We start from the raw sequence: 18,185 nt of genomic DNA on the forward strand, positions 1-18,185 counted from the left end.
TGCACCGCGCACCCTTGACTCCCCTCTGGGCGGTTCCTACAGTCGGTCTTGTTAATTCGAGAGATTATCTCGACTATTCGAGAATTGATAGGTGCGATGCGCGCAGTCGTCTTGCCAGGGCGTGACCCTGCAGTTCGGCGGTGGACCGTGGCCGCAGGCCTGGTACGGGACGCTGGACGCCATCGTCACAGGAGACCTGGACCCGACGCCCAGCATCGGCATGGTGGTGCCGCTCGACGAGGTTCCCGACGCGCTCGACCTGGCCCGCCGTTCGGCAGGGCCGGCCCGAATCATTGTGCATCCGAACGGAGATCACGCATGACCTACCACGAAGACCGCCTGGAAATCGCCGACGTGCTGGTCCGCTACGCGACCGGCATCGACCGGCGGGACTGGCCGCTGTTCCGGACCGTGTTCACCGACGACTGCGTGCTCGACTACGGCGAGATCGGTGCCTGGAACGGAGTGGACGCGGTCACCGAGTTCATGGATCAAACCCACGCGATGGCCGGACACACCATGCACCGGTTGAGTAACCACGCAATCGCCGTCGACGGTGACGCCGCAACGGCCCGCACCTACGTCGACGCGCTGATCATGGCTCAAGACAACAACTCCGGCGTCAACGCCGTCGGCTTCTACGACGACGAGCTGGTGCGCGCCACCGGCGGTTGGCGCATCGCACGCAGGCACTTCACCCCGGTCCGAGTCGTTGCGGTCTAAGGAGTCATCGATGGAATTCGCAGACAGGTACGGGCCGTGGGCACTCGTGGCCGGGGCCTCCGACGGAGTCGGTTCGGCGATGGCCGAAGAGCTGGCCCGCCGCGGCCTCAACGTGGTACTGCTGGCCCGGCGCCAAACTGTTCTCGACGATGTTGCCTCAGGTATCGCAGCCCGGACCGGAGTGCAAACCCGCACGCTGGCAATTGATCTGGCCGCACCTGCAGCTGCCGCTGAGGTGATCTCAGCCACCTCGGATCTGGACATCGGCTTCCTGGTGTACTGCGCAGGCGCCGATCCCAACTTCGCACCGTTCCTGTCCGGGCCGCTCGCGGACGCGGAATCACTGGTGCAGCGCAACTGCATGGTGCCGATGCAGCTGTGCCACCACTACGCACAACCGATGGTGGATCGGGGCCGCGGCGGCATCATCATCTTCGGGTCCGGCGCCGGATTCGCCGGCGGTCCGAACATGGTGGCCTACGGTGCGAGCAAGGCCTTCGACATGGTGTTCGCCGAGGCGTTGTGGACCGAGCTGCACGATAAGGGTGTCGATGTGCTCGGGTTGATCCTGGGCAAGACGGACACTCCCGCACTGCGCAGGCTCGAGCACGAACGGGGCCAGATCGACTCTCCGGCACAGACACCGCCGGGCGCCGCAGCCGTCGAGGATGTGGTGGCGGCCGCGTTCGCCAACCTCACCGAGGGACCGACGTGCCTGGTGGGTCCCGAAACCCAAGCCGCCGCACAACTGATGGCCGCGATCAGTCGCAGCGACGCCGTGCGGTTCATCGCGCAGGCGGTCACCGCTGCGATGGGCTGATCATGCCGTCGGATTCTGGTACGGCGGCCGCCAGATGTCGCGCTCGGTAAGTAGCTCGATCTGGCGCTCGATAACTTCTCGCCGAAACTCCGCGTGGTTTCCCGGGATTCGGTGTAGATAGCGGTTTTTCGGGTACATGGGGCGTTCGTAGATGATCTCCGCGAGCTCGGTACGGACATCTTTGAGCCAATTCGTCACCTGCGCAGAGGCCCGGTGGTGCCGCAGCGCCTGGATGTTGACGGTGCCCGCGACAAAGGTCGAGCCGTTGGTGTCGAACTGTTTACCGACGATTCCGCCTTTGTAGTCGACGATCATCGACCGTCCGCCGCCGGCATCGATCGGTGGTGCTCCGTTCTCGATGCTGCCACCGATGTTCGGTGCCACGACGTAGAAGTTGTTCTCCAGTGCCCGGGCACGATTGCTGATTTCGAAGACATCGTTCTCGGTGAATGCCGCCGGCAGCGAGGCCCGGTAAACCACCTCGGCGCCGTTCATCGCCAGGCCCCGACCGTTTTCCGGGAAGTTGCCCTCCATGGCCATCATCACGCCGAGTCGGCCGATCTCGGTATCTGCCACGGGCCAGAACGCGTCGAGGGTCCTGCCGTACCGCTCTACCCACCAGTCGAACAGATCGTGCGGCGAAACCGAACGCTCCACCGGCAGAAGCGCGTTCAGCTTGTAGTGCTGTAGCACTATCTCACCGGACGGGGCGATCACAAACCCGACGTTGAAGAACAGGTCCTTCCACTCGGGATGCCGCGCCTTCGCCTGACCCATGACGAACACATTCCAGCGCCGCGCCATCTCCCCCAGTCGGTCGGTTTCCGGCCCCGGGATGTCGATGGCACACGTCGCCGCATACTCGGCATGGTCGGCATCACGGATCTCGTCGGTGAAACCCTGCAGTGCCCCCTCTGGAATGGCCAGCAACCGCACCGGGATATCGAGATTCGACAGCCAGAACGCGCCCGCTGCCAGGTGTTCGAGGTGGTCGATGTTGACAGCGATGTCAGCTCGACCGCTGATGGGCTGGAAGTTGGGGATCAGGCCGACCGCGTTGTACGGATCGATCAGTCGGTTGTCTGCGGGGTTCACAAATTCAACATTGCCCGCCCCATTGCCAGAAGTCGAATATATGTTTCCGATCGATCTGAATAAGCTTCACTTATGGAAATGCGCCAGCTCGAGTATCTGCTCGCGGTGGTGGAGGAGGGCGGATTCACCCGCGCCGCGTTGCGGGCACACGTTGCGCAACCAGCGATCAGTCAGCAGATCGCCCAGCTTGAACGGGAACTGGGTGTCAGGTTGTTCGACAGGTCCGAGCGCCGGGTCCGGCTCACCGCCGAGGGCGAGGCGTTCCTGCCGCACGCCCGAGCCGTTCTGGACACGGTGGCGGCCGGGCGACACGCCGTCGCTGCACTACACGGCGTTCTTGCCGGTCGCTTGACGATCGGTACCGTGGCGTCACCACCAGCGGAGCTTCTGACCCCGCTGCGGATATTTCAGCATCGCCACCACGAGGTGCGGATCACGTTGCGCGTCAACGATTCCGACTCGCTCGTCGCCGACGTCCTGGCCGGCCGCATCGACACCGCGCTCATCGGGCTGATCGGCGAGCGGCTTCTCGGCGGCCCGACCAGGCAGCGTCTACCTGCCGCGCTCGCTGCGGCCGCCCTGGTCACCGAACCCCTGGTGGTGGCGGTGGCACGTGATCACCCGCTCGCGGAACAGTCGTCGGTCGCGATATCCGCACTGCGCGACGAGCGCTTCGCATGCCTCACCAATGGGACAGGGTTACGCACCGTTCTCGAAACAGCTTGTGCAGAAGTGGGGTTCACGCCGGATGTCAGGGCCGAGACCGACCACCTCACCGATCTCGCTGAACTTGTTGGGGCCGGGCTCGGGATCGCGCTCATGCCGCGGTCGACCGCCGAGTGGGCCCGGCCCCACATCGCGACCATCGAATTGCGCCGGCCGCGCCCCGAGCGGCCCCTGGTCTTGATCTGGCATCGACAACGGATCCCGGCAACTGCACAGGCATTCCTGGAGCAGGCCGGTATCAAGGGGGACCTGGAGACGAGCTAGGAAACCCGGTCCGGCGCCCAGTAGGCGAGCATCTCGGCGAAGGTCTCGAATGCGGGCTTCGACACCCCGTAGGCCGCCTCGAAGTGGATGCTCAGCGGGAAGCCGAGATCGGCCACCCCGTCGATCACCCGCTTGTACAGGTCCAGCATCAGCTTGCGCTTCTCATCCGAGTCACGTTCGGCCAGCTGGCTGACGAACTCCTGCTCGGCGGCCACGGCCTCATTGCCCGGATCCTGGATCAGCCAGTTGATCAGCCCGACCCTGGACTCCATCTTCGGCACGAAGCCGAATGACAGCAGGATCTCGGGCCGGTGATCGGTGGTCTCGGCGAACTCTTTGAGGAAACCGACGATGGCGTCGGAGTACAGCAACTGTGTCATGCCGTACGTCGCGCCCCGCTCGCACTTGAATTTGAACCGGCCCTGCTCACCCTCGCGGGTTGGGATGAGGATGGCGCCCCGGTTGGGAACCAGCTGCTCATAGATCGAGAGGGCGTCCGTGGGTGCGACGCCCTCGCCCTCGCCGTCCTTCATGGTCCGGGGCACGCCGACGAACGCGATGCCATCGAAACCGGCCCCGCTCAGCTCGATCAGCCGCCCGCCCAGGGCGGCCTCGTCCAGGAACGACGTGACCTGGGTGCACAAGCCGCGCATATCGGGAAGTTCGGGCCGCAGGATGTTCCAGTACTCCAGGACATCCATCCGCGGCTTCATCTCGATCGGACGGTCGTCGTCCTCGTCGATCATCCCGGGGATCATGACGTGCCGGATCCGCCCTTCGATGCCGGCCTCGGCCGCCAACGCGAGCACTTTCCGTGCCTCGTCAATGGGGTACTGCACGCCGCGTTCGAGGTTCGGCGGGACGAGTTCCAGCGCGATGGTGTTCAGGGGCACGAACTTGCTCCACATCTCATTGCGTTCAGTCGCAGCATGCCGGGCGGCACTGACCAGCAGCAGACGTTGACCTCCAGACTACGGAGCCAGGCTGGCAACCAAGCAGGTACCTCCCCACCAACGCCGCATTTCAGGCAAAGTACGGCGCCAGGCTAACTAGAGTGCCGGGCCGCTTCCTGCCCGAGCTGCGCTTCCGTTCCTCGCGGCACCGCTCTCTACGTGGTAAACCACCCTCATGGCTGAGCGCGTCACCTTCCCCAGCTCGACGGGCCCGATGCTGGCCGGTGTGATCGATCGGCCCGACGGGCCGGTGCGGGGCTGGGGGGTCTTCTCGCACGGTTTCACCCTCGGCAAGGACTCACCGGCCGCCTCTCGCATCTGCAAGCAGCTGGCCGCCGACGGCATCGGGATGTTGCGCTTCGACGCGCTGGGCCTGGGCGACTCGGAAGGAGACTGGGGCGACGGCTCCTTCACCGCCAAGGCCAATGACGTGATCGCCGCCTGCACGTTCATGGCCGAGCGCGGTACCCCGGCCGACCTCCTGATCGGGCATTCGTGGGGCGGCGCGGCGGTGATCGCCGCGGCCCGGCAATCCCCCGGCGTGCGGGCCGTGGTGACCGTGGGCGCGCCGTTCGACCCCACCCACGTCGAGCGTCAGTACGACGCGGTGATCGACCAGGTCTGCGCCGAGGGCAGCGGCGAGTGGATGGTCGGCGGGAAGACGCTGACACTCAAGCGGGCCTTCATCGAGGATGTCCGGGCCACCGAGCTGCTCGACAAGATCAGAGGCCTCAGACTGCCGCTGCTCATCCTGCACTCCCCGACCGACAACACCGTCGGCATCAAGAACGCGAGCGACATCTTCTGGGCCGCTCGCCATCCACGCAGCTTCGTCTCGCTGGAAGGCTCCGAACACCTGCTGACCGGACCCGGGCAGGCCAAACGCGCCGGACGGATCATCGGCGCCTGGGCCGATGCCTACCTCGACGTGCGATAGCGTCACCACATGTCTGACGCAGCCACTCAGATCGCGTTCGTGCAAGCCACCTGGCATCGCAACATCGTCGACAAGGCGCGCGAGGGATTCACCGAGCAGATCGGCACCCACGGCGTCGACGGCGCGGCCCTCGAATTCTTCGAGGTGCCCGGTGCCTTCGAAATTCCGCTCACCGCAAAGCGTCTGGCACTCACCGGGCGTTACCGGGCGATCGTCGCGGCCGGCCTCGTCGTCGACGGCGGCATCTACCGTCACGACTTCGTGGCCACTGCGGTGATCGACGGGCTGATGCGCGTGCAACTCGACACCGACGTGCCGGTGTTCTCGGTCGTGCTCACTCCGCACCATTTCCACGAGCACGACGAGCACATCGACTACTTCACCAAGCACTTCGTCAAGAAGGGCGCCGAGGCGGCCAACGCCGTCGCGGCGACCCTGGCCCTGCACAGCTCACTGGGTTGATGTCGGCCCGTTCGGGCACCCTCGTGTAGGGGAATGCCATCGAGCTGCGGACAGATCCACCCGCGATTCACGGTGCCGGAAGTCGCGTTTGTTCGGGGGTTTGGCCGGTCCAGCTGCGGAAAGCGCGGAAGAACGAATTGGTGTCTTCGTAACCGAGTAGGAGGGCAATCTGGCTGGTGCTGGTATCGCCCTTCGACAGATAGTGACGAGCCAAGTTCTCCCGCGTCTTGTTGAGTACCGCTTGGAAGTTGCTGTCTTCGAGCTGGAGCTGCCGCTGCAGTGTCCGGGTGCTTGTATTCAATCGCCGAGCGACGGAGGCGATGTCACTCTGGCCGGCAGGCAGGGCCTCCAGCAGGACGGTCCGCACCCGTTCGACCATCGGCGAGGACTGCGTCAGCTCCGATAAACGGGCGCGAAGTTGAGGCGCGAAGTAGTTCCACATCTGCACGTTCTCGGTATGGAAGGGCAACCCGCAGTCTTCGGCGGAGAAGATGATTGCATCAACCGGACCTTGTTCGATATCGGTGCCCAGGTACTCCCGGATGACCTCCGATGGAGGTGGTGGCTCGGTCGCGCACACCCGCAGCGGAGTGATGTGCTGCCGGGTTGCCAGCCGCGCCAATGCTGTCCAGAAGAGCAGCTCACTAGTCGTCAGCACCGAGGGCGGCAACGCTTCGGTCAACCAGGTATAGGTCAGCAGGGTGCGTTCGCTGTCTTGGTCGACAGTGACGTCGATCGGCCCGATCAGATGTTTGAACTTGGCTATCCGCTGGGCCGCAACATTGAGGTTGGGACTGCAGAGTGCAGCAAATATCGGTGCGTCGAACACTTCGGCACTGAGTGTCCGAGCGATCGCAACGGGTAGAGCCTCGTGCCCGCTCTCACGTTCAAGTGCTCGCCAGAACGCAAAGTAGCGCTCACTCGTCAGGTCGGTCGTGCCCTCGGTGAAGACGTTTGGCGGCAACTCAGCCTGCCGCAACACAGTATCGATCCGAATGCCCAGGTTATGAAGCAGTGGCGTGATCGCTGGCGAAAGTGTGAAAGTCCCGGAGTCTGCGCCCATTGCGATGACTTTATCGCGTGCGCCACATTGCCAACGTGGCGCGATCTGCTAGTGACAGAGCAGTTTGCTCCATTTAACGTTGGCGGCTCAGAGTCGGCGGGACACCTAAGGAGAGCTAACACATGAAGGCCGCGGTTATCCCGGAAATCAACGGCGCGTGGGAATTGCGTGAGGTGCCGACACCGGTGGCCGGACCTGGCCAGGTGCTGATCAAGGTGCATGCTTGCGGCATTTGCTTCACCGACGTCTGGACCACACGGGGAGCGGCGGGCGACCTCTTTCCGCTCATCACCGGGCACGAAGTGGTCGGTGAGGTTGTCGAGGTGGGGGCCGGGGTGGACACGCGGCGGGTAGGCGATCGTGTCGGGACTACCTGGGTGCAGTCGACCTGTGGGCGCTGTGACTACTGCCAGGAGAACCTGCCGCTGTCGGGGCAGGCCGCTGTCAATTGCGCCGGACCCCGGCTGACCGGCTTCAACGCCCAGGGCGGACATGCCGAATACATCGCCGTCACCGCGACCGGCACCGTGCTGATACCGGACAGTTTGTCCTTCGAGCTGGCCGCACCGATTTTCTGCGCCGGGTACACCACCTGGAGCGGGCTGCGCGCCGCCGAGCCGGCACCGCATGAGCGCGTCGCGATCGTCGGTATCGGTGGTCTGGGGCACCTGGCAGTGCAGTTCGCGGCGGCATCCGGGCTCCAGACGATCGCTGTCACCCACTCACCCGACAAGAAGGAGCTGGCCCGGAAACTCGGAGCACACGAGGTGGTGGCGAACGGTGAAGAGCTGCTGGCCGCCGGGGGAGCCGATGTGCTTCTGCTCTGCAGTAACTCCTACGACCAAGGCGCCGACGCGTTGCGGGGCCTGCGCCACGACGGCCGCGCGATCTCAATGGGACTCGATCCCTTGGCAGATATCGTCATTCCGACCGACCGGCAGCGGCCCTTCTTCGCCCAGCGGCAGAAGGTCATTGGCTCGACGCACAACGGGCTGCGGTATCTCACCGAGGCCCTGGAGTTTGCCGCGGCCGGGAAAGTCACGCCGATGATCGAAACCTTCCCCAAGGAACAGGTCAGTACTGCCGTGACCAAGGTCATCGAGGGCGACGTACGGTTCCGCGCGGTCGTCACTTACTAAGCGGGAGCATCAGCTGCAGCTCACCGAGCAGATGCCGGCCCTCGACGCCATTGAGCGGGCGCTGGTCACCGACGTTCTCGTTGATTCTTCGCTGCGATGGTGGTGCGGTTCCGCAGATTAGAAGCGCAGAAATGACAACGCCTCATCGAGAATATGGCCACCACGCCGCGTCCCGCATACCGCCGTCCGGGGACGAATCCTCTCACCGGCCCCGCTCCTCCAGCGGGCCGCGTCGCGACCGGACATCACAGATGTGGGTTGTCGCCGCATTCGCCTCGGACCCGGTGATCGAACACCCCGAGTGGCACGTTCACACGCCGCAGCGGATCATCATGTGCCCCAGCCCCCAATGCCTCCGACCGAGCCGGGTCGTATCTACCGAGTTACATCTCAGGCGCGCTGACCTGTGGGTGTTACCGGCAGACTGGCGCACCGGGGCGGTGACGCTGGGACCCGTGGCGGAAGTCTGTGAAATCCTGCTCCCACTCCAGCCTTTCGATGTCAATGCCACCACGTCGGTGATCCAGCGACGCCACCCATTCACGCTCCACCTCGTCGAACACATGCGACAGCTCGCCGAACGCAACGACTCGACCGCGCGTCTGCTGACCGCATCCCTCACCGAAGCCCTTCGCCTGCACCTGATCGATCGGTTTACGCCCGCAGCCACGCCGCACCCGCACGCAACCCGTCACCTCACCCACGAACAACAGATCCAGCTGCTCAACCACATCGACACACCTGGCGGTGAGACCGACACCAGCGTGGCAACACTGGCTGACCTGGTGGGTATGACGGTCGGCGGGTTCACCAGAGCGTTTGCCGCGGCGTTTCCCACCACGCCGCATCAGTTCATCCTCGACCGGCGTATCAGGCACGCCAAGACCCTGCTCAACAGCACCGATCGGTCGATCACTGAAATAAGTGCCGCACTGGGATTCACAACTCACAGCCACTTCAGCACTACATTCAAGAAGCGCACGGGCCTCACCCCAGCGCAATACCGCACCACCACCACCAAAAGCCACGACTAAGCATGCGCCGCAAGAGTTGGGCGCCGCTTGCGCCGTTCGGTCATCGGGCTACCCGAAGAAGAACGCGATCCTGATCAGTCGCGCACGAGGGCGTCGCGTCCGGCCTGGATCATGTCCTCGCGCGCGACCACCTTCACGCCTTCACGGCCCTGCACCTCGCCCCGTGACACCTCGTGGGCGTCGAGGCGTTCCCATTCGGCCCAGGTGGTGTAGTCGACACCGCCGGCCGCCAGATGCGCGAGTATCGCGTCAGGGTCGGCGGTTTCGGGGGCCCGCAGGCCCGGCAGGTCGTTGAGCAGACTCGTGACGGTTTCGGCCGCATCGGACTTGGTGTGCCCGATCAGGCCGATCGGTCCGCGTTTGATCCATCCCGTCCGTAGGCGGCATCAGGTAAGTGAAGCCTAAATACAGGTGACCATCCCGCAAGACCTTCCCAACGAGATCCGCGTCACGGTGCGGTGGCGCGGCGGACGTGCGCGGCGATCCGCTCGTAGACCTTGCGGGTGACCTCGGTTGCGTTGCTCATGATGTTGTAGCCGTGGTCGACGTCGGGCACTTCGTGATACTCGGCCAGGGCGCCCACCGCCTCGAGCTTCTGCGCGTACTGCCACGCCTCGTCGCGCAGCCGGTCGTATTCGGCGGTGACGATCAGCGCCGGGGCGATCCCCTCGAGTCCGTCGGCGTTGGCTCCCCACACCGGGGACACCAGACGGTCAGTGCGCTGCGCGCGATCGGGGACGTACGCGGTGTCGAACACGTCGCCCATCCACGGCTTCAACACCGCCTTGGCATCCCGCGGGGAGTGCTTGTCCCTTGTGGCGGTGACGAGATCCAGCGGCGGGTAGTGCAGAAACTGGAGTGCGATCTGCGGCCCGCCCTTCTCGAAGGCCAGCCGGGCGGCCCCCGCAGACAGGCTGCCACCCGCGCTCTGGCCTCCGACGCACAGCCGAGTGCCGTCCCAGTCCCGCTCGGGCGCCGCTGCCCAGCTGAGCACGTCATAGATCTGTTCGACCGGTGTGGGGAAACGGTGCCCCGGAGCCAACAGGTAATCGACATTGACCACAACGACATCCGCGTGGGCGGCGAGAAAACGGCACCACGGGTCGTCCTGTTCGCGGTGCCCGACGACGAAGCCCCCGCCGTGCACGTTCACGTACACCGCGGGCTTCGCGTCGCCCGACGGCGGGTGGTACACCGTCGCGGCCACCTCACCGTGACGGGTCGGGATTTCGATCAGCGTTGTGCTGCCGGTGATTTCGGGGAACCGGACGCCGCGCATGGGCGTCGGACGCGCCGTCGCGGAGAACAACCTGGCCAAGGAATCGGCCACCAGGGGCGTGGACAGTATCGACACGATTGCCCACGGTACCGGCGCACTGTCCCAACCCTGTGAGTTCAACCACGCGAGGTCGCAACCGTGCGCTGCGGCATAGCACTCAGCCCTTGGCCCCTTGAAACGCCCGGGACAATAGTTAACATGAATCGGGTTCACATTTTTCGTGTGCGACGATTTCTAGGTGGTCACCCACAAGCCGTTACGGCGACGACAACCTGTGCAGGAGCGCAGCCGACGACGCGTCGAACGAATCCGGACCGCAGCACTGGAACTACTCGAAACGCAGGGCGTCGACGCCGTCACGACCCGGGCAATCGCTCACCGGGCCGAGGTCCCGGTCGCGACGGTCTATCAGTTCTTCCCCAACCGCGACGCGATCCTTCAGGAGATCGTCTCCGACCACCTCGACCGGCGTGACGCCGAAGGCGCGGCGATACTCGCCGCGCTCGCCCCGACCAGCCTGGCCGAGGTCGCCCACGGCATCTTCGAATTCCACTACGAGCACCTTCGTAACCACCCGCACCTGGTCAACCTGCACTACACCAGCCTGGCCAGCGGCCTGCTCGCCGACCCGCGGGCGCGCCGGGCCGAGTTCGCCTACGCCCTGCACGCCGGGCTGCTGCGTTGGGGTCTACTCCGCGTAGGCACCGATCCCCTGGTGACGATGGTGGCGGTGGAGATGGGTGATCGTCTGCTGGAGATGGCCTTCCACGCCGGCCCGGAAACAGACCGCGCGATCCTCACCGAGGGCGAACGGGCTTTGACCCGGTACCTGCAGAGCTACGCCGCACCTACTGCCTGATCGGCGGTACGTGCCTGCTTGGCCAGGGCGAATCGTGCGAGCGTGCCGACAAACGGATCGAGGTGGACGATCCGACGGCACAGACCCGGGCCCGGAACCCAGCGCCCGCCGCGGCGTTCGAGCACCAAAGCCTCGACCGGCTCGCCGAATACCGGAGTCGCCACGCCGGGCTCGGTTGCACCCTGCCAGCCCTCGACGATGTGCGCCTGGAGCCGCCGGCCGTCGAGCCGGCGCACCCGCACGGATGACGCCGTCACCGAGACCGCGACGACGGTGGTCGAAAACTCGCCGCCGATACCCACCTGGACGACCTCGTCGACGAGCGGAACCGTCAGACAGATCGTTCCCGGTCTCAGGCGGTCCAGATCAGATGCCGGCAGGGGCGACGAGCACTCACGCATACCGTTAATGATTATCATTTTCATTGCCTGCGTTCAACGGCACCGACGATGGCGCAGGTCAGCGGGTTAGCGGCTCAACGACGGGCGCCGCTTCCACCGACTTCGGCGGCAAGCGGCGGCGGTAGCGGAGTTGTCGGCGTGGGCGCCGCTGTCGCGGGAGCCGGGGCCGTACCCGGGGACTTCGGTACGTCCTGAGCCGCGGGCGCTCCCGGGCGATGGAAGTCGATCATCGACTCCTCGCGGATCACCTTCTCCCCCACGCTGAGCACCAGCGACTTCGAGGTCACCAGGTATTCGATCCCGGCATTCTCCACGCGGAACGCACCGTCGTCGTTGCGTGTGGCCGGCATGATCAACTTGGCGCCGTCGCGCAACCGCACACCGCGATACTCGTACTTGCCGCCCGACACCGAACAGATCGCCACCCGCGAGGCGTCGGTGCTGCCGAACAGCACGGTCGCGTCCGCACTGTCGCACCGCGCCGTGGAATCGACATAGCCGCGGGCATCACTGGCCGGGGCGGCCGTGGCCGAAGGAATCCCCACCGCGAGCAACGCAATACCCGCCGTCACCGCAGCGGTGATACAGCGACGCGGGGACCAGGTACCAGACATCGACTACCACTGAACCACGGCTTTGCTACTTGCACGAGCGTCAACCCCGAGAGACCACCGAATCGTTAGGTCCCCGCAATACAGTCGACCGCTCGCCCGTGGTGAACACGACCGGGATCCGTCGGTAGCCACGCGTCACGGAGTTGCCGTGGAACACCGCGGCGCCTTCGGGATCCGAGGCGAGATCGGGCATCCGGGCGAGCACCTGCTCGAGTCCGATGGCGAACTCCAGGCGGGCCAGGTTGGAGCCGAGGCACCGGTGCACACCGGCCCCGAAGCCCAGGTGCCGGTTGGCGGAACGGTCCAGCACGCAGCGATCTGGATCCGGGAACTGGGTGGCATCCCGGTTGGCCGCGGCGTAATTGACCAGAACCGAGTCGCCAGGGCAGAACCGGCGCCCGCTCAGCTCGACGTCCTCGGCCACGGTGCGCGGCAGGCTGTGGATCGAGCCGGCGAACCGGATGAACTCCTCGACCGCCCTGGGCAGGATCTCGGGCTCGGCGATCAGCCGGTCACGCTCGCCGGGGTGCGTCGACAGATAGTGGAATGCGAAAGACATTGCACTGGCTGTCGTTTCAAGGCCGGCCTGAACGAGCAGAATGGCATTGGCCACGATGTCGTTGAACGGCAGAGGTTCACCGTCGATCTCGGCGTGCAGTAGCACGTCGATCATGTCATCACACGCAGGTGCGTTGGTCCGGGCTGACACCGCATCGTGCAGATGCTGATACAACCCGCCCCAGGCCAGCATCCGGTCCTGCTCGGTGCCACCGTTGAGAGCGGTGTCGACCAGCTCGATGCACAACGGGACATCGCCGACGGGCATGCCGAGCAGGTACTTGAAGAACACGATGCCGGGCTGTTGCCAGGCGACCTGGGCCAGATCCCCTGCCCCGTCTTCGATGAACTCATCTATCAACAGGTCGGTTTCGGCCCGGATCTGCGGCGCCAGCGCCTTCATCCGTGCCGGGGAGAAGTAGGGGTTGAGCACTTTGCGGAACTTCTGCTGCCGCGGTGGATCGAGGGTGATCACCAGATCACCGCCGGCCTGCTGAGCACCCTCCGGCGTCGGATTGCTGGAGAATTGTTGCCAGTCCTGGGCGATCTGGTAGCACTCGTCGTATCCCAGCGCGACCCAGGCACCGTCGGTCGGGAAGAACGGTGACTCGGTGTGCGCGATCGGTGCGCGCCGGCGCATCACCGAATACACCTCGTACAGCAGGTCGTGATCGTTGAAGTCCTCGTGGCGCAGATCCCAGTTGCGCGCGTGCTCTTCAGCCGACTTGGGCATCTACTTGCCCTGTTCCGCGACCTGGCGGGCCTGACGTTCCTCGTACCGGCGCACCAACTCGCGGAAGCCCAGCCGGTCGTACTTCGGGGTCGGCTGGATCCCCCACTCGTCGCGGGCGGTGTCCTTGCCTTCGGCGCCCTCCGGCGGGCCGAACATCGGGTAGGGATGCTTGCACTCCAACGTGTCATCGGAGTAGCGGACCTTGAGCAGCTCACTGCAGATCTGCGTCAGGCTGAGCGTCGGATACCCGTAGTAGACGGCCATGAACGGCAACGTGAACGCGCCCTCCACCACCAGCGCGACCAGGCACACCATCACGGCCCGTTTGATCCATTTGTGCATGTTCGCGTAGTACGGCGTGGTACCCGGCGGCAGATCCTGTGCCGGGTCTGTTTCGGTTTCGTCAGTCATCGACACCATGCGCTCCTTGAAAGATGTTCAGTCGGTGAAGATTTCGCGGTTGACCGTGTGCAGGTACGGGATCGCCAGGAACGGGGTGATGTAGAAGATGTCGTAGAGCCACCAGCCGATCACCGGGAAGATCACCCCGGCGTAGCGGACGTCGGCGAACATCGTCATGTTGAAGACGTAGACGCACCAGATCAGCACGCCCATCCAGCAGGTGACGATCATCCACTGTTGTCCCCAGCGTTTCATCTGCAGGAACCCGATGGCCGCGGCGCAACGCATCGCGAAAACCGTGACGATCATGCCGAAGACCATCGACTTCTCACCCGGCCCGGCCGAACCGCCGATCCAGAGTTCGTTGTAGTGCCAGAAGTAGCCGGCGTCGAACATGTAGCCCCAGCCGACCATCAGCACGCGGTTGATCAGGGTGTGGTTGGCCACCAGATCCAGCGCCCATCCCAGGCTGTTGAGCGCACCGTCGATCAGCACGAGGTAGCCGATCAGCGTGACGATCATCGGCCGCACCGACAAGCCGTCGCGCTGGGCCTGGCGCTGTAACCACACCCCACGCATGAAGATCGGGAACCCGATCAGACCCGGAATCCACATGCCCATCAGCAGGGCGCCGGCGATCATCCACTTGTCGGCCCGGCGTTGAGCCAGCCGGGACTGCTCGTGGTGATCCTCGAGTGTCACCGAATCAGACCGGGCCAGCGGCAGGTTCACAGGTCCCACCAGCCCCTGGCGAAGGACATGTACAGCTGGATGCAGAACATCGTGAACAGGTAGCCGTAGACGACAACCTGTAGAACAATCAACGCGCGCTTGCGCTTTCGCTCCTGTTCGTTCATCGGGCGTCCTTTCCTCGGTTTCGGGCCGCACCGTGGAGCAGGCCGGCTGCCGCGACCTCGCGGAGCCCGTCGTTGATCGCCCCGTCGGTGCTCAGCGGCGCGAGCACGCAGGCCTCGGCGGCGTCGAATTCGGTGGCGCCCTCCGCGACGAGCTGTGCCGCGGTGACCAGCACGCGGGTCGAGGGCGGCTCGAAATGGAACGCGGCGTCTGCGCTGCGGATCGCCACGGCACAGGCCACCAGACGCGCTGCGGTGTCGTGACCGACTCCGGTCTCCGCGACGATCACCCCGGCCTCGCGCTCGGGCGGTAGGTACGTCATCGGCAGCGTCGCAAACCGTTGCCGGAAGGACGGTTTGAGCTCCTTGAGCGAACTGCGGTAGGCCGGGTTGTAGGAGCACACCAGCATGAAGGTGTCCGGTGCCCGCACCACCTCCCCGGCCCGGTCGAGGTACAGCGCGCGGCGATGGTCGGTGAGCGAATGCAGGATGGCCAGCGAGTCGTGCCGGGCCTCGACCACCTCGTCGAGGTAACAGATGGCCCCGGCCTTGACCGCGCGGGTCAGTGGCCCGTCGGTCCACACCACGTCGCCGCCGGTGACCATGAACCGGCCCACCAGATCGGAGCTGGTCAGGTCGTCGTGGCAGCTGATCGTCACCACCGGGCGCTTCAACAACGAACCCATGTGCTCGACCAGGCGGGTCTTGCCGCAGCCGGTCGGACCGGTCAGCATCACCGGTATCCGGCGGGCGTAGGCCTGCTCGAACAGCTGAATCTCGTTGCCGTTGGCGAAATATACGTCAGTACTCAATTCCGTCCCTCCAGTCAGGCCGCGACCAGTTCGCGGTGTACGTGCGCCAGCACGCGCGGAAGCTCCTCGACGCGGCGGATCCGTTGGGAGCGCCGCGGTCCGAACACCTCGGGCAGGGGATCGACACGGGTCGGCCCGACGCCGACGTAGTACACGGCGACTCCGGCGTCGTTGGCCTCCTCGACCGCATGCGCGGTGTCCGCCCAGGCGTAGCGCCCCTCATAGCCCTCGTCGGAGATCAGTCCGTCGCCGATGACGATGAGCAGCCGCCGCTCCGACGGTTGGGCGAGCAGGCGACTGGTCAGATGTCGCAAGGGCGCGCCCAGGCGGGTGTATCCCCCGGCGACCAGGCCGGCCGCGCTCGGCGGGACGAACCGCCGGTCCTCGAAGTCCTTGAGGCACTGCACTTCCACCCGGTGCCGGGTGTTCCCGGAGAACACGAAGATGCCGTGGCGTTCGCGGGCCTGGGTCATCGCCCGCGACAACGCGTCGGCGCAGGCCAGCTCGAGCCGGAAGATCCGGCCGCCGTGCACCCCCAATGACGAACTGCCGTCGAGCAACAGCGCCGTGGACACGTCCCGGCTGCTGGGCAACAACTCCCGGAATACCCTGGGTTCGCCCGCCTCTCCGGTAGCCAGGTCGATGTGGTGGCGCACATAGGAATCCACATCCAGGTCGGATCCGTCCTCCAGGCCGTCGGTCATCGCACGGTGGGTGTGTTCTGAGAACCAGGCCCGCAGATCGGCTGATACCGGCGCAGACTGGCGGCTGCGCGGCGGTTTGGCGTGCTCGACGACGGCGACGTGATCGCGCAGGAAACTGTCGGTCCACGCGTTCCACTCCGGGTAGGGAATGCCCGGCCGGTGCTGCGGGGTGACGTCGAGGTCGTTGTCCTGCGGCCGGCTCGGGGGCGGCAGATTAGGGTTGCGCACTCCGCCGTCACCGCCGACCGGCACGGAATACGGCCTGGGTAGCCGCTTTTGGGTACTGGTCCACGGCATCCGGCCGAACCTGCGGCGCAACCCGTCGGTCAGACCGGCCGGCGCGGTCCAGGCGACGGGCAGCCGGCCCAGCAGCGGGTCGACATCGAGCTGTCCGCGGCCGCGCGCCAGCTCCACTGCCCGCTGCAGCATGTCGGCGGCCGGCAGATCGCCGTCGGCGTGCCCCAGTTCCGGTAGAAGTCTTCGGGTTTCGCTGATCAGGCCGGGCCAACGGGTCGCGATCCAGCCCAGCGCCACCCCGGCTTCGATCAGCGTCAGGGCCCGCAGCTCACGGCCGGACAGCTCGTTGAGTCGGTAGTGCACCAGCCGGTCCTTCGACGGGGCGCATTGCAGCGCCACCCCGCAGGTCAACGAGCGTCGGGTCCAGGTGGGCACGGCTGCCGGGTGGGGAACCAGCACGAAGTCGAGCGGCGCGCTCAGCCCGAAACCACGCTGCTCTCCGGTGACCAGCCGCACCCCGTCACGGCGGCCGCCGCTCAGCGCTACGGCGGTCAGGGCACAGCTGCGTTCGACTGCGAGCGCGTCGTGGTCGGCCATCAGTTCAGAACGTGCCGATGTTGGAGAACATCCAGTACCAGAACCAGATGATCAGGGCGGTGCCGCCCCACGCGCCGATGTAGCGGCAGATTTCCCAGAACACTGCACCCTCCTTCGCGATCGAATTTCTGACTTCAGTCAATATCTGAGTGCGTCAGTCGGTGAAGATCTCCCGGTTGACCGTGTGCAGGTACGGGATCGCCAGGAACGGGGTGATGTAGAAGATGTCGTAGAGCCACCAGCCGATCACCGGGAAGATCACCCCGGCGTAGCGGACGTCGGCGAACATCGTCATGTTGAAGACGTAGACGCACCAGATCAGCACGCCCATCCAGCAGGTGACGATCATCCACTGCTGCCCCCACCGCTTCATCTGCAGGAACCCGATGCCCGCGGCGATGCGCATGGTGAACACCGTGAGGATGAGGGCGACCTCCCAGGCCTTCTCCCCCGGGCCGCCTGCACCGCCCACCCACAACTCGTTGAAATGCCAGAAGTAACCGGCGTCAAACATGTTGCCCCAGCCCGTCAGAAGGACCCTGGCCAGCAAGGAGTGGTTGCCGATCAGGTCCAGCGACCAGCCCATCGCGTTGATCGCCGCATCGATGACGACGAGGTAGCCGATCAGCGTGACCATCATCGGACGCACCGACAATCCGTCCCGCTGGGCACGTCGCAGCAACCACACACCGCGTAGGAAGATCGGCAGCCCGATGATGCCGAGGACGGCACTGCCGATCAGTAGCGAACCGGCGATCAGCCACTTGTCGGCCTGACGCTGCGCGGTTCTGGACTGCTCGTCGTGGTCGGCCACCGGGCGCGCGGGCGCACCTGCCGCGGCCGTGCGGCGCGGCCTGATGGTCGGCAGATTCAAGCGTCCTCCTGCGAGCCGGTCCCGAACTGTTGACTGACTATAGTC

Annotated in this window: 21 protein-coding genes and 2 pseudogenes; 9 read left to right on the forward strand and 14 right to left on the reverse strand. The window is 65.4% G+C overall.

The annotated features are described in order from the left end of the window. Positions 1–115: 115 nt before the first annotated feature. From EYZ64_RS31105 to EYZ64_RS31115, 3 genes and pseudogenes are all read left to right on the forward strand, one after another. Positions 116–322: pseudogene (locus tag EYZ64_RS31105) on the forward strand (zinc-binding dehydrogenase); the annotation flags it as partial. Beyond that, complete coding sequence (locus EYZ64_RS31110; RefSeq protein WP_135459580.1) at positions 319–723, forward strand: nuclear transport factor 2 family protein; 405 nt, start codon at positions 319–321, stop codon at positions 721–723. The pseudogene EYZ64_RS31105 and the gene EYZ64_RS31110, both read left to right, overlap by 4 nt. A gap of 10 nt (positions 724–733) precedes the next feature. Continuing rightward, positions 734–1,543, forward strand: a complete 810-nt coding sequence (locus tag EYZ64_RS31115; RefSeq protein ID WP_135459581.1) for an SDR family NAD(P)-dependent oxidoreductase — start codon at positions 734–736, stop codon at positions 1,541–1,543. On the opposite strand, the gene EYZ64_RS31120 is transcribed toward EYZ64_RS31115, so the two are convergent. Continuing rightward, positions 1,544–2,638 carry a nitrilase-related carbon-nitrogen hydrolase gene (locus tag EYZ64_RS31120; RefSeq protein WP_210115604.1) on the reverse strand — a complete coding sequence of 365 codons (1,095 nt, stop codon included), beginning with the start codon at positions 2,636–2,638 and terminating at the stop codon, positions 1,544–1,546. 78 nt (positions 2,639–2,716) lie between these two features. Here EYZ64_RS31120 and EYZ64_RS31125 point away from each other — a divergent pair, with 78 nt between their 5' ends. Next, the gene (locus EYZ64_RS31125) at positions 2,717–3,628 is read left to right on the forward strand and encodes a LysR family transcriptional regulator (RefSeq protein WP_167858041.1); all 912 of its coding nucleotides are present in this window, start codon (positions 2,717–2,719) and stop codon (positions 3,626–3,628) included. Here the strand turns inward: EYZ64_RS31125 and EYZ64_RS31130 are convergent. Continuing rightward, positions 3,625–4,521, reverse strand: a complete 897-nt coding sequence (locus EYZ64_RS31130; RefSeq protein WP_167858042.1) for a mycobacterial-type methylenetetrahydrofolate reductase — start codon at positions 4,519–4,521, stop codon at positions 3,625–3,627. The two genes, EYZ64_RS31125 and EYZ64_RS31130, sit on opposite strands and share 4 nt — an antisense overlap. Positions 4,522–4,756: 235 nt before the next feature. Here EYZ64_RS31130 and EYZ64_RS31135 point away from each other — a divergent pair, with 235 nt between their 5' ends. After that, complete coding sequence (locus EYZ64_RS31135) at positions 4,757–5,518, forward strand: alpha/beta hydrolase family protein (RefSeq protein WP_135459584.1); 762 nt, start codon at positions 4,757–4,759, stop codon at positions 5,516–5,518. A 9-nt stretch (positions 5,519–5,527) separates the two neighbouring features. After that, positions 5,528–5,980 carry a 6,7-dimethyl-8-ribityllumazine synthase gene (locus tag EYZ64_RS31140; protein WP_135459585.1) on the forward strand — a complete coding sequence of 151 codons (453 nt, stop codon included), beginning with the start codon at positions 5,528–5,530 and terminating at the stop codon, positions 5,978–5,980. 67 nt (positions 5,981–6,047) lie between these two features. On the opposite strand, the gene EYZ64_RS31145 is transcribed toward EYZ64_RS31140, so the two are convergent. Beyond that, on the reverse strand, positions 6,048–7,043 hold the full coding sequence (locus EYZ64_RS31145) for an AraC family transcriptional regulator (RefSeq protein ID WP_135459586.1): 996 nt from the start codon (positions 7,041–7,043) through the stop codon (positions 6,048–6,050). Between the two features lie 122 nt (positions 7,044–7,165). On the opposite strand from EYZ64_RS31145, the gene EYZ64_RS31150 reads away from it, so the two are divergent. Beyond that, positions 7,166–8,182, forward strand: coding sequence for an alcohol dehydrogenase catalytic domain-containing protein (locus EYZ64_RS31150; protein ID WP_135459587.1), 1,017 nt, complete (start codon positions 7,166–7,168; stop codon positions 8,180–8,182). A 455-nt stretch (positions 8,183–8,637) separates the two neighbouring features. Then, the gene (locus EYZ64_RS32165; protein WP_167858043.1) at positions 8,638–9,216 is read left to right on the forward strand and encodes a helix-turn-helix transcriptional regulator; all 579 of its coding nucleotides are present in this window, start codon (positions 8,638–8,640) and stop codon (positions 9,214–9,216) included. Between the two features lie 74 nt (positions 9,217–9,290). On the opposite strand, the pseudogene EYZ64_RS31160 reads toward EYZ64_RS32165, so the two are convergent. Together EYZ64_RS31160 and EYZ64_RS31165 are read right to left on the reverse strand one after the other, a co-directional pair. After that, a pseudogene (locus EYZ64_RS31160) lies at positions 9,291–9,590 on the reverse strand (pyridine nucleotide-disulfide oxidoreductase); the annotation flags it as partial. A 74-nt stretch (positions 9,591–9,664) separates the two neighbouring features. Further along, a complete protein-coding gene (locus EYZ64_RS31165; protein WP_135459589.1) occupies positions 9,665–10,570 on the reverse strand; it encodes an alpha/beta hydrolase in 906 nt (301 codons plus the stop codon). Positions 10,571–10,733: 163 nt separating this feature from the next. Here EYZ64_RS31165 and EYZ64_RS31170 point away from each other — a divergent pair, with 163 nt between their 5' ends. Next, positions 10,734–11,354, forward strand: coding sequence for a TetR/AcrR family transcriptional regulator (locus tag EYZ64_RS31170; protein ID WP_135459590.1), 621 nt, complete (start codon positions 10,734–10,736; stop codon positions 11,352–11,354). Here EYZ64_RS31170 and EYZ64_RS31175 read toward each other — a convergent pair. From EYZ64_RS31175 to EYZ64_RS31210, 9 genes are all read right to left on the reverse strand, one after another. Then, complete coding sequence (locus EYZ64_RS31175; RefSeq protein WP_135459591.1) at positions 11,333–11,755, reverse strand: hypothetical protein; 423 nt, start codon at positions 11,753–11,755, stop codon at positions 11,333–11,335. The two genes, EYZ64_RS31170 and EYZ64_RS31175, sit on opposite strands and share 22 nt — an antisense overlap. A gap of 74 nt (positions 11,756–11,829) precedes the next feature. Next, a complete protein-coding gene (locus tag EYZ64_RS31180; RefSeq protein WP_135459592.1) occupies positions 11,830–12,369 on the reverse strand; it encodes a hypothetical protein in 540 nt (179 codons plus the stop codon). A 40-nt stretch (positions 12,370–12,409) separates the two neighbouring features. Then, entirely contained in the window at positions 12,410–13,660 is a 1,251-nt protein-coding gene (locus EYZ64_RS31185; RefSeq protein WP_135459593.1) for a cytochrome P450, read from the reverse strand. Continuing rightward, positions 13,661–14,071, reverse strand: coding sequence for a hypothetical protein (locus EYZ64_RS31190; protein ID WP_135459594.1), 411 nt, complete (start codon positions 14,069–14,071; stop codon positions 13,661–13,663). 27 nt (positions 14,072–14,098) lie between these two features. Beyond that, complete coding sequence (locus EYZ64_RS31195) at positions 14,099–14,794, reverse strand: hypothetical protein (RefSeq protein WP_286175226.1); 696 nt, start codon at positions 14,792–14,794, stop codon at positions 14,099–14,101. After that, entirely contained in the window at positions 14,791–14,919 is a 129-nt protein-coding gene (locus EYZ64_RS32560) for a hypothetical protein (RefSeq protein WP_286175227.1), read from the reverse strand. The genes EYZ64_RS31195 and EYZ64_RS32560 overlap by 4 nt, the downstream gene beginning before the upstream one ends. After that, complete coding sequence (locus EYZ64_RS31200) at positions 14,916–15,728, reverse strand: CbbQ/NirQ/NorQ/GpvN family protein (RefSeq protein WP_135459595.1); 813 nt, start codon at positions 15,726–15,728, stop codon at positions 14,916–14,918. Before EYZ64_RS31200 ends, EYZ64_RS32560 begins: the two co-directional genes overlap by 4 nt. A gap of 14 nt (positions 15,729–15,742) precedes the next feature. Further along, positions 15,743–17,266: a nitric oxide reductase activation protein NorD gene (locus EYZ64_RS31205; RefSeq protein ID WP_135459596.1), complete on the reverse strand. Its 1,524-nt coding sequence runs from the start codon at positions 17,264–17,266 to the stop codon at positions 15,743–15,745. 154 nt (positions 17,267–17,420) lie between these two features. After that, positions 17,421–18,080 carry a hypothetical protein gene (locus tag EYZ64_RS31210; protein WP_210115714.1) on the reverse strand — a complete coding sequence of 220 codons (660 nt, stop codon included), beginning with the start codon at positions 18,078–18,080 and terminating at the stop codon, positions 17,421–17,423. Between the last annotated feature and the right edge of the window lie 105 nt (positions 18,081–18,185).

Origin of the sequence: Mycobacterium sp. DL99, assembly GCF_004762045.1 — a bacterium.
Classification (GTDB): domain Bacteria; phylum Actinomycetota; class Actinomycetes; order Mycobacteriales; family Mycobacteriaceae; genus Mycobacterium.

Excerpts from the sequence above, each read along its gene's own strand:
- EYZ64_RS31110 (WP_135459580.1), top strand. The coding sequence starts at position 319 with ATGACCTACCACGAAGACCGCCTGGAAATCGCCGACGTGCTGGTCCGC.
- EYZ64_RS31115 (WP_135459581.1), top strand. The coding sequence starts at position 734 with ATGGAATTCGCAGACAGGTACGGGCCGTGGGCACTCGTGGCCGGGGCC.
- EYZ64_RS31125 (WP_167858041.1), top strand. The coding sequence starts at position 2,717 with ATGCGCCAGCTCGAGTATCTGCTCGCGGTGGTGGAGGAGGGCGGATTC.
- EYZ64_RS31135 (WP_135459584.1), top strand. The coding sequence starts at position 4,757 with ATGGCTGAGCGCGTCACCTTCCCCAGCTCGACGGGCCCGATGCTGGCC.
- EYZ64_RS31140 (WP_135459585.1), top strand. The coding sequence starts at position 5,528 with ATGTCTGACGCAGCCACTCAGATCGCGTTCGTGCAAGCCACCTGGCAT.
- EYZ64_RS31145 (WP_135459586.1), bottom strand. The coding sequence starts at position 7,043 with ATGGGCGCAGACTCCGGGACTTTCACACTTTCGCCAGCGATCACGCCA.
- EYZ64_RS31150 (WP_135459587.1), top strand. The coding sequence starts at position 7,166 with ATGAAGGCCGCGGTTATCCCGGAAATCAACGGCGCGTGGGAATTGCGT.
- EYZ64_RS31175 (WP_135459591.1), bottom strand. The coding sequence starts at position 11,755 with ATGCGTGAGTGCTCGTCGCCCCTGCCGGCATCTGATCTGGACCGCCTG.
- EYZ64_RS31180 (WP_135459592.1), bottom strand. The coding sequence starts at position 12,369 with ATGTCTGGTACCTGGTCCCCGCGTCGCTGTATCACCGCTGCGGTGACG.
- EYZ64_RS31185 (WP_135459593.1), bottom strand. The coding sequence starts at position 13,660 with ATGCCCAAGTCGGCTGAAGAGCACGCGCGCAACTGGGATCTGCGCCAC.
- EYZ64_RS31190 (WP_135459594.1), bottom strand. The coding sequence starts at position 14,071 with ATGACTGACGAAACCGAAACAGACCCGGCACAGGATCTGCCGCCGGGT.
- EYZ64_RS32560 (WP_286175227.1), bottom strand. The coding sequence starts at position 14,919 with ATGAACGAACAGGAGCGAAAGCGCAAGCGCGCGTTGATTGTTCTACAG.
- EYZ64_RS31205 (WP_135459596.1), bottom strand. The coding sequence starts at position 17,266 with ATGGCCGACCACGACGCGCTCGCAGTCGAACGCAGCTGTGCCCTGACC.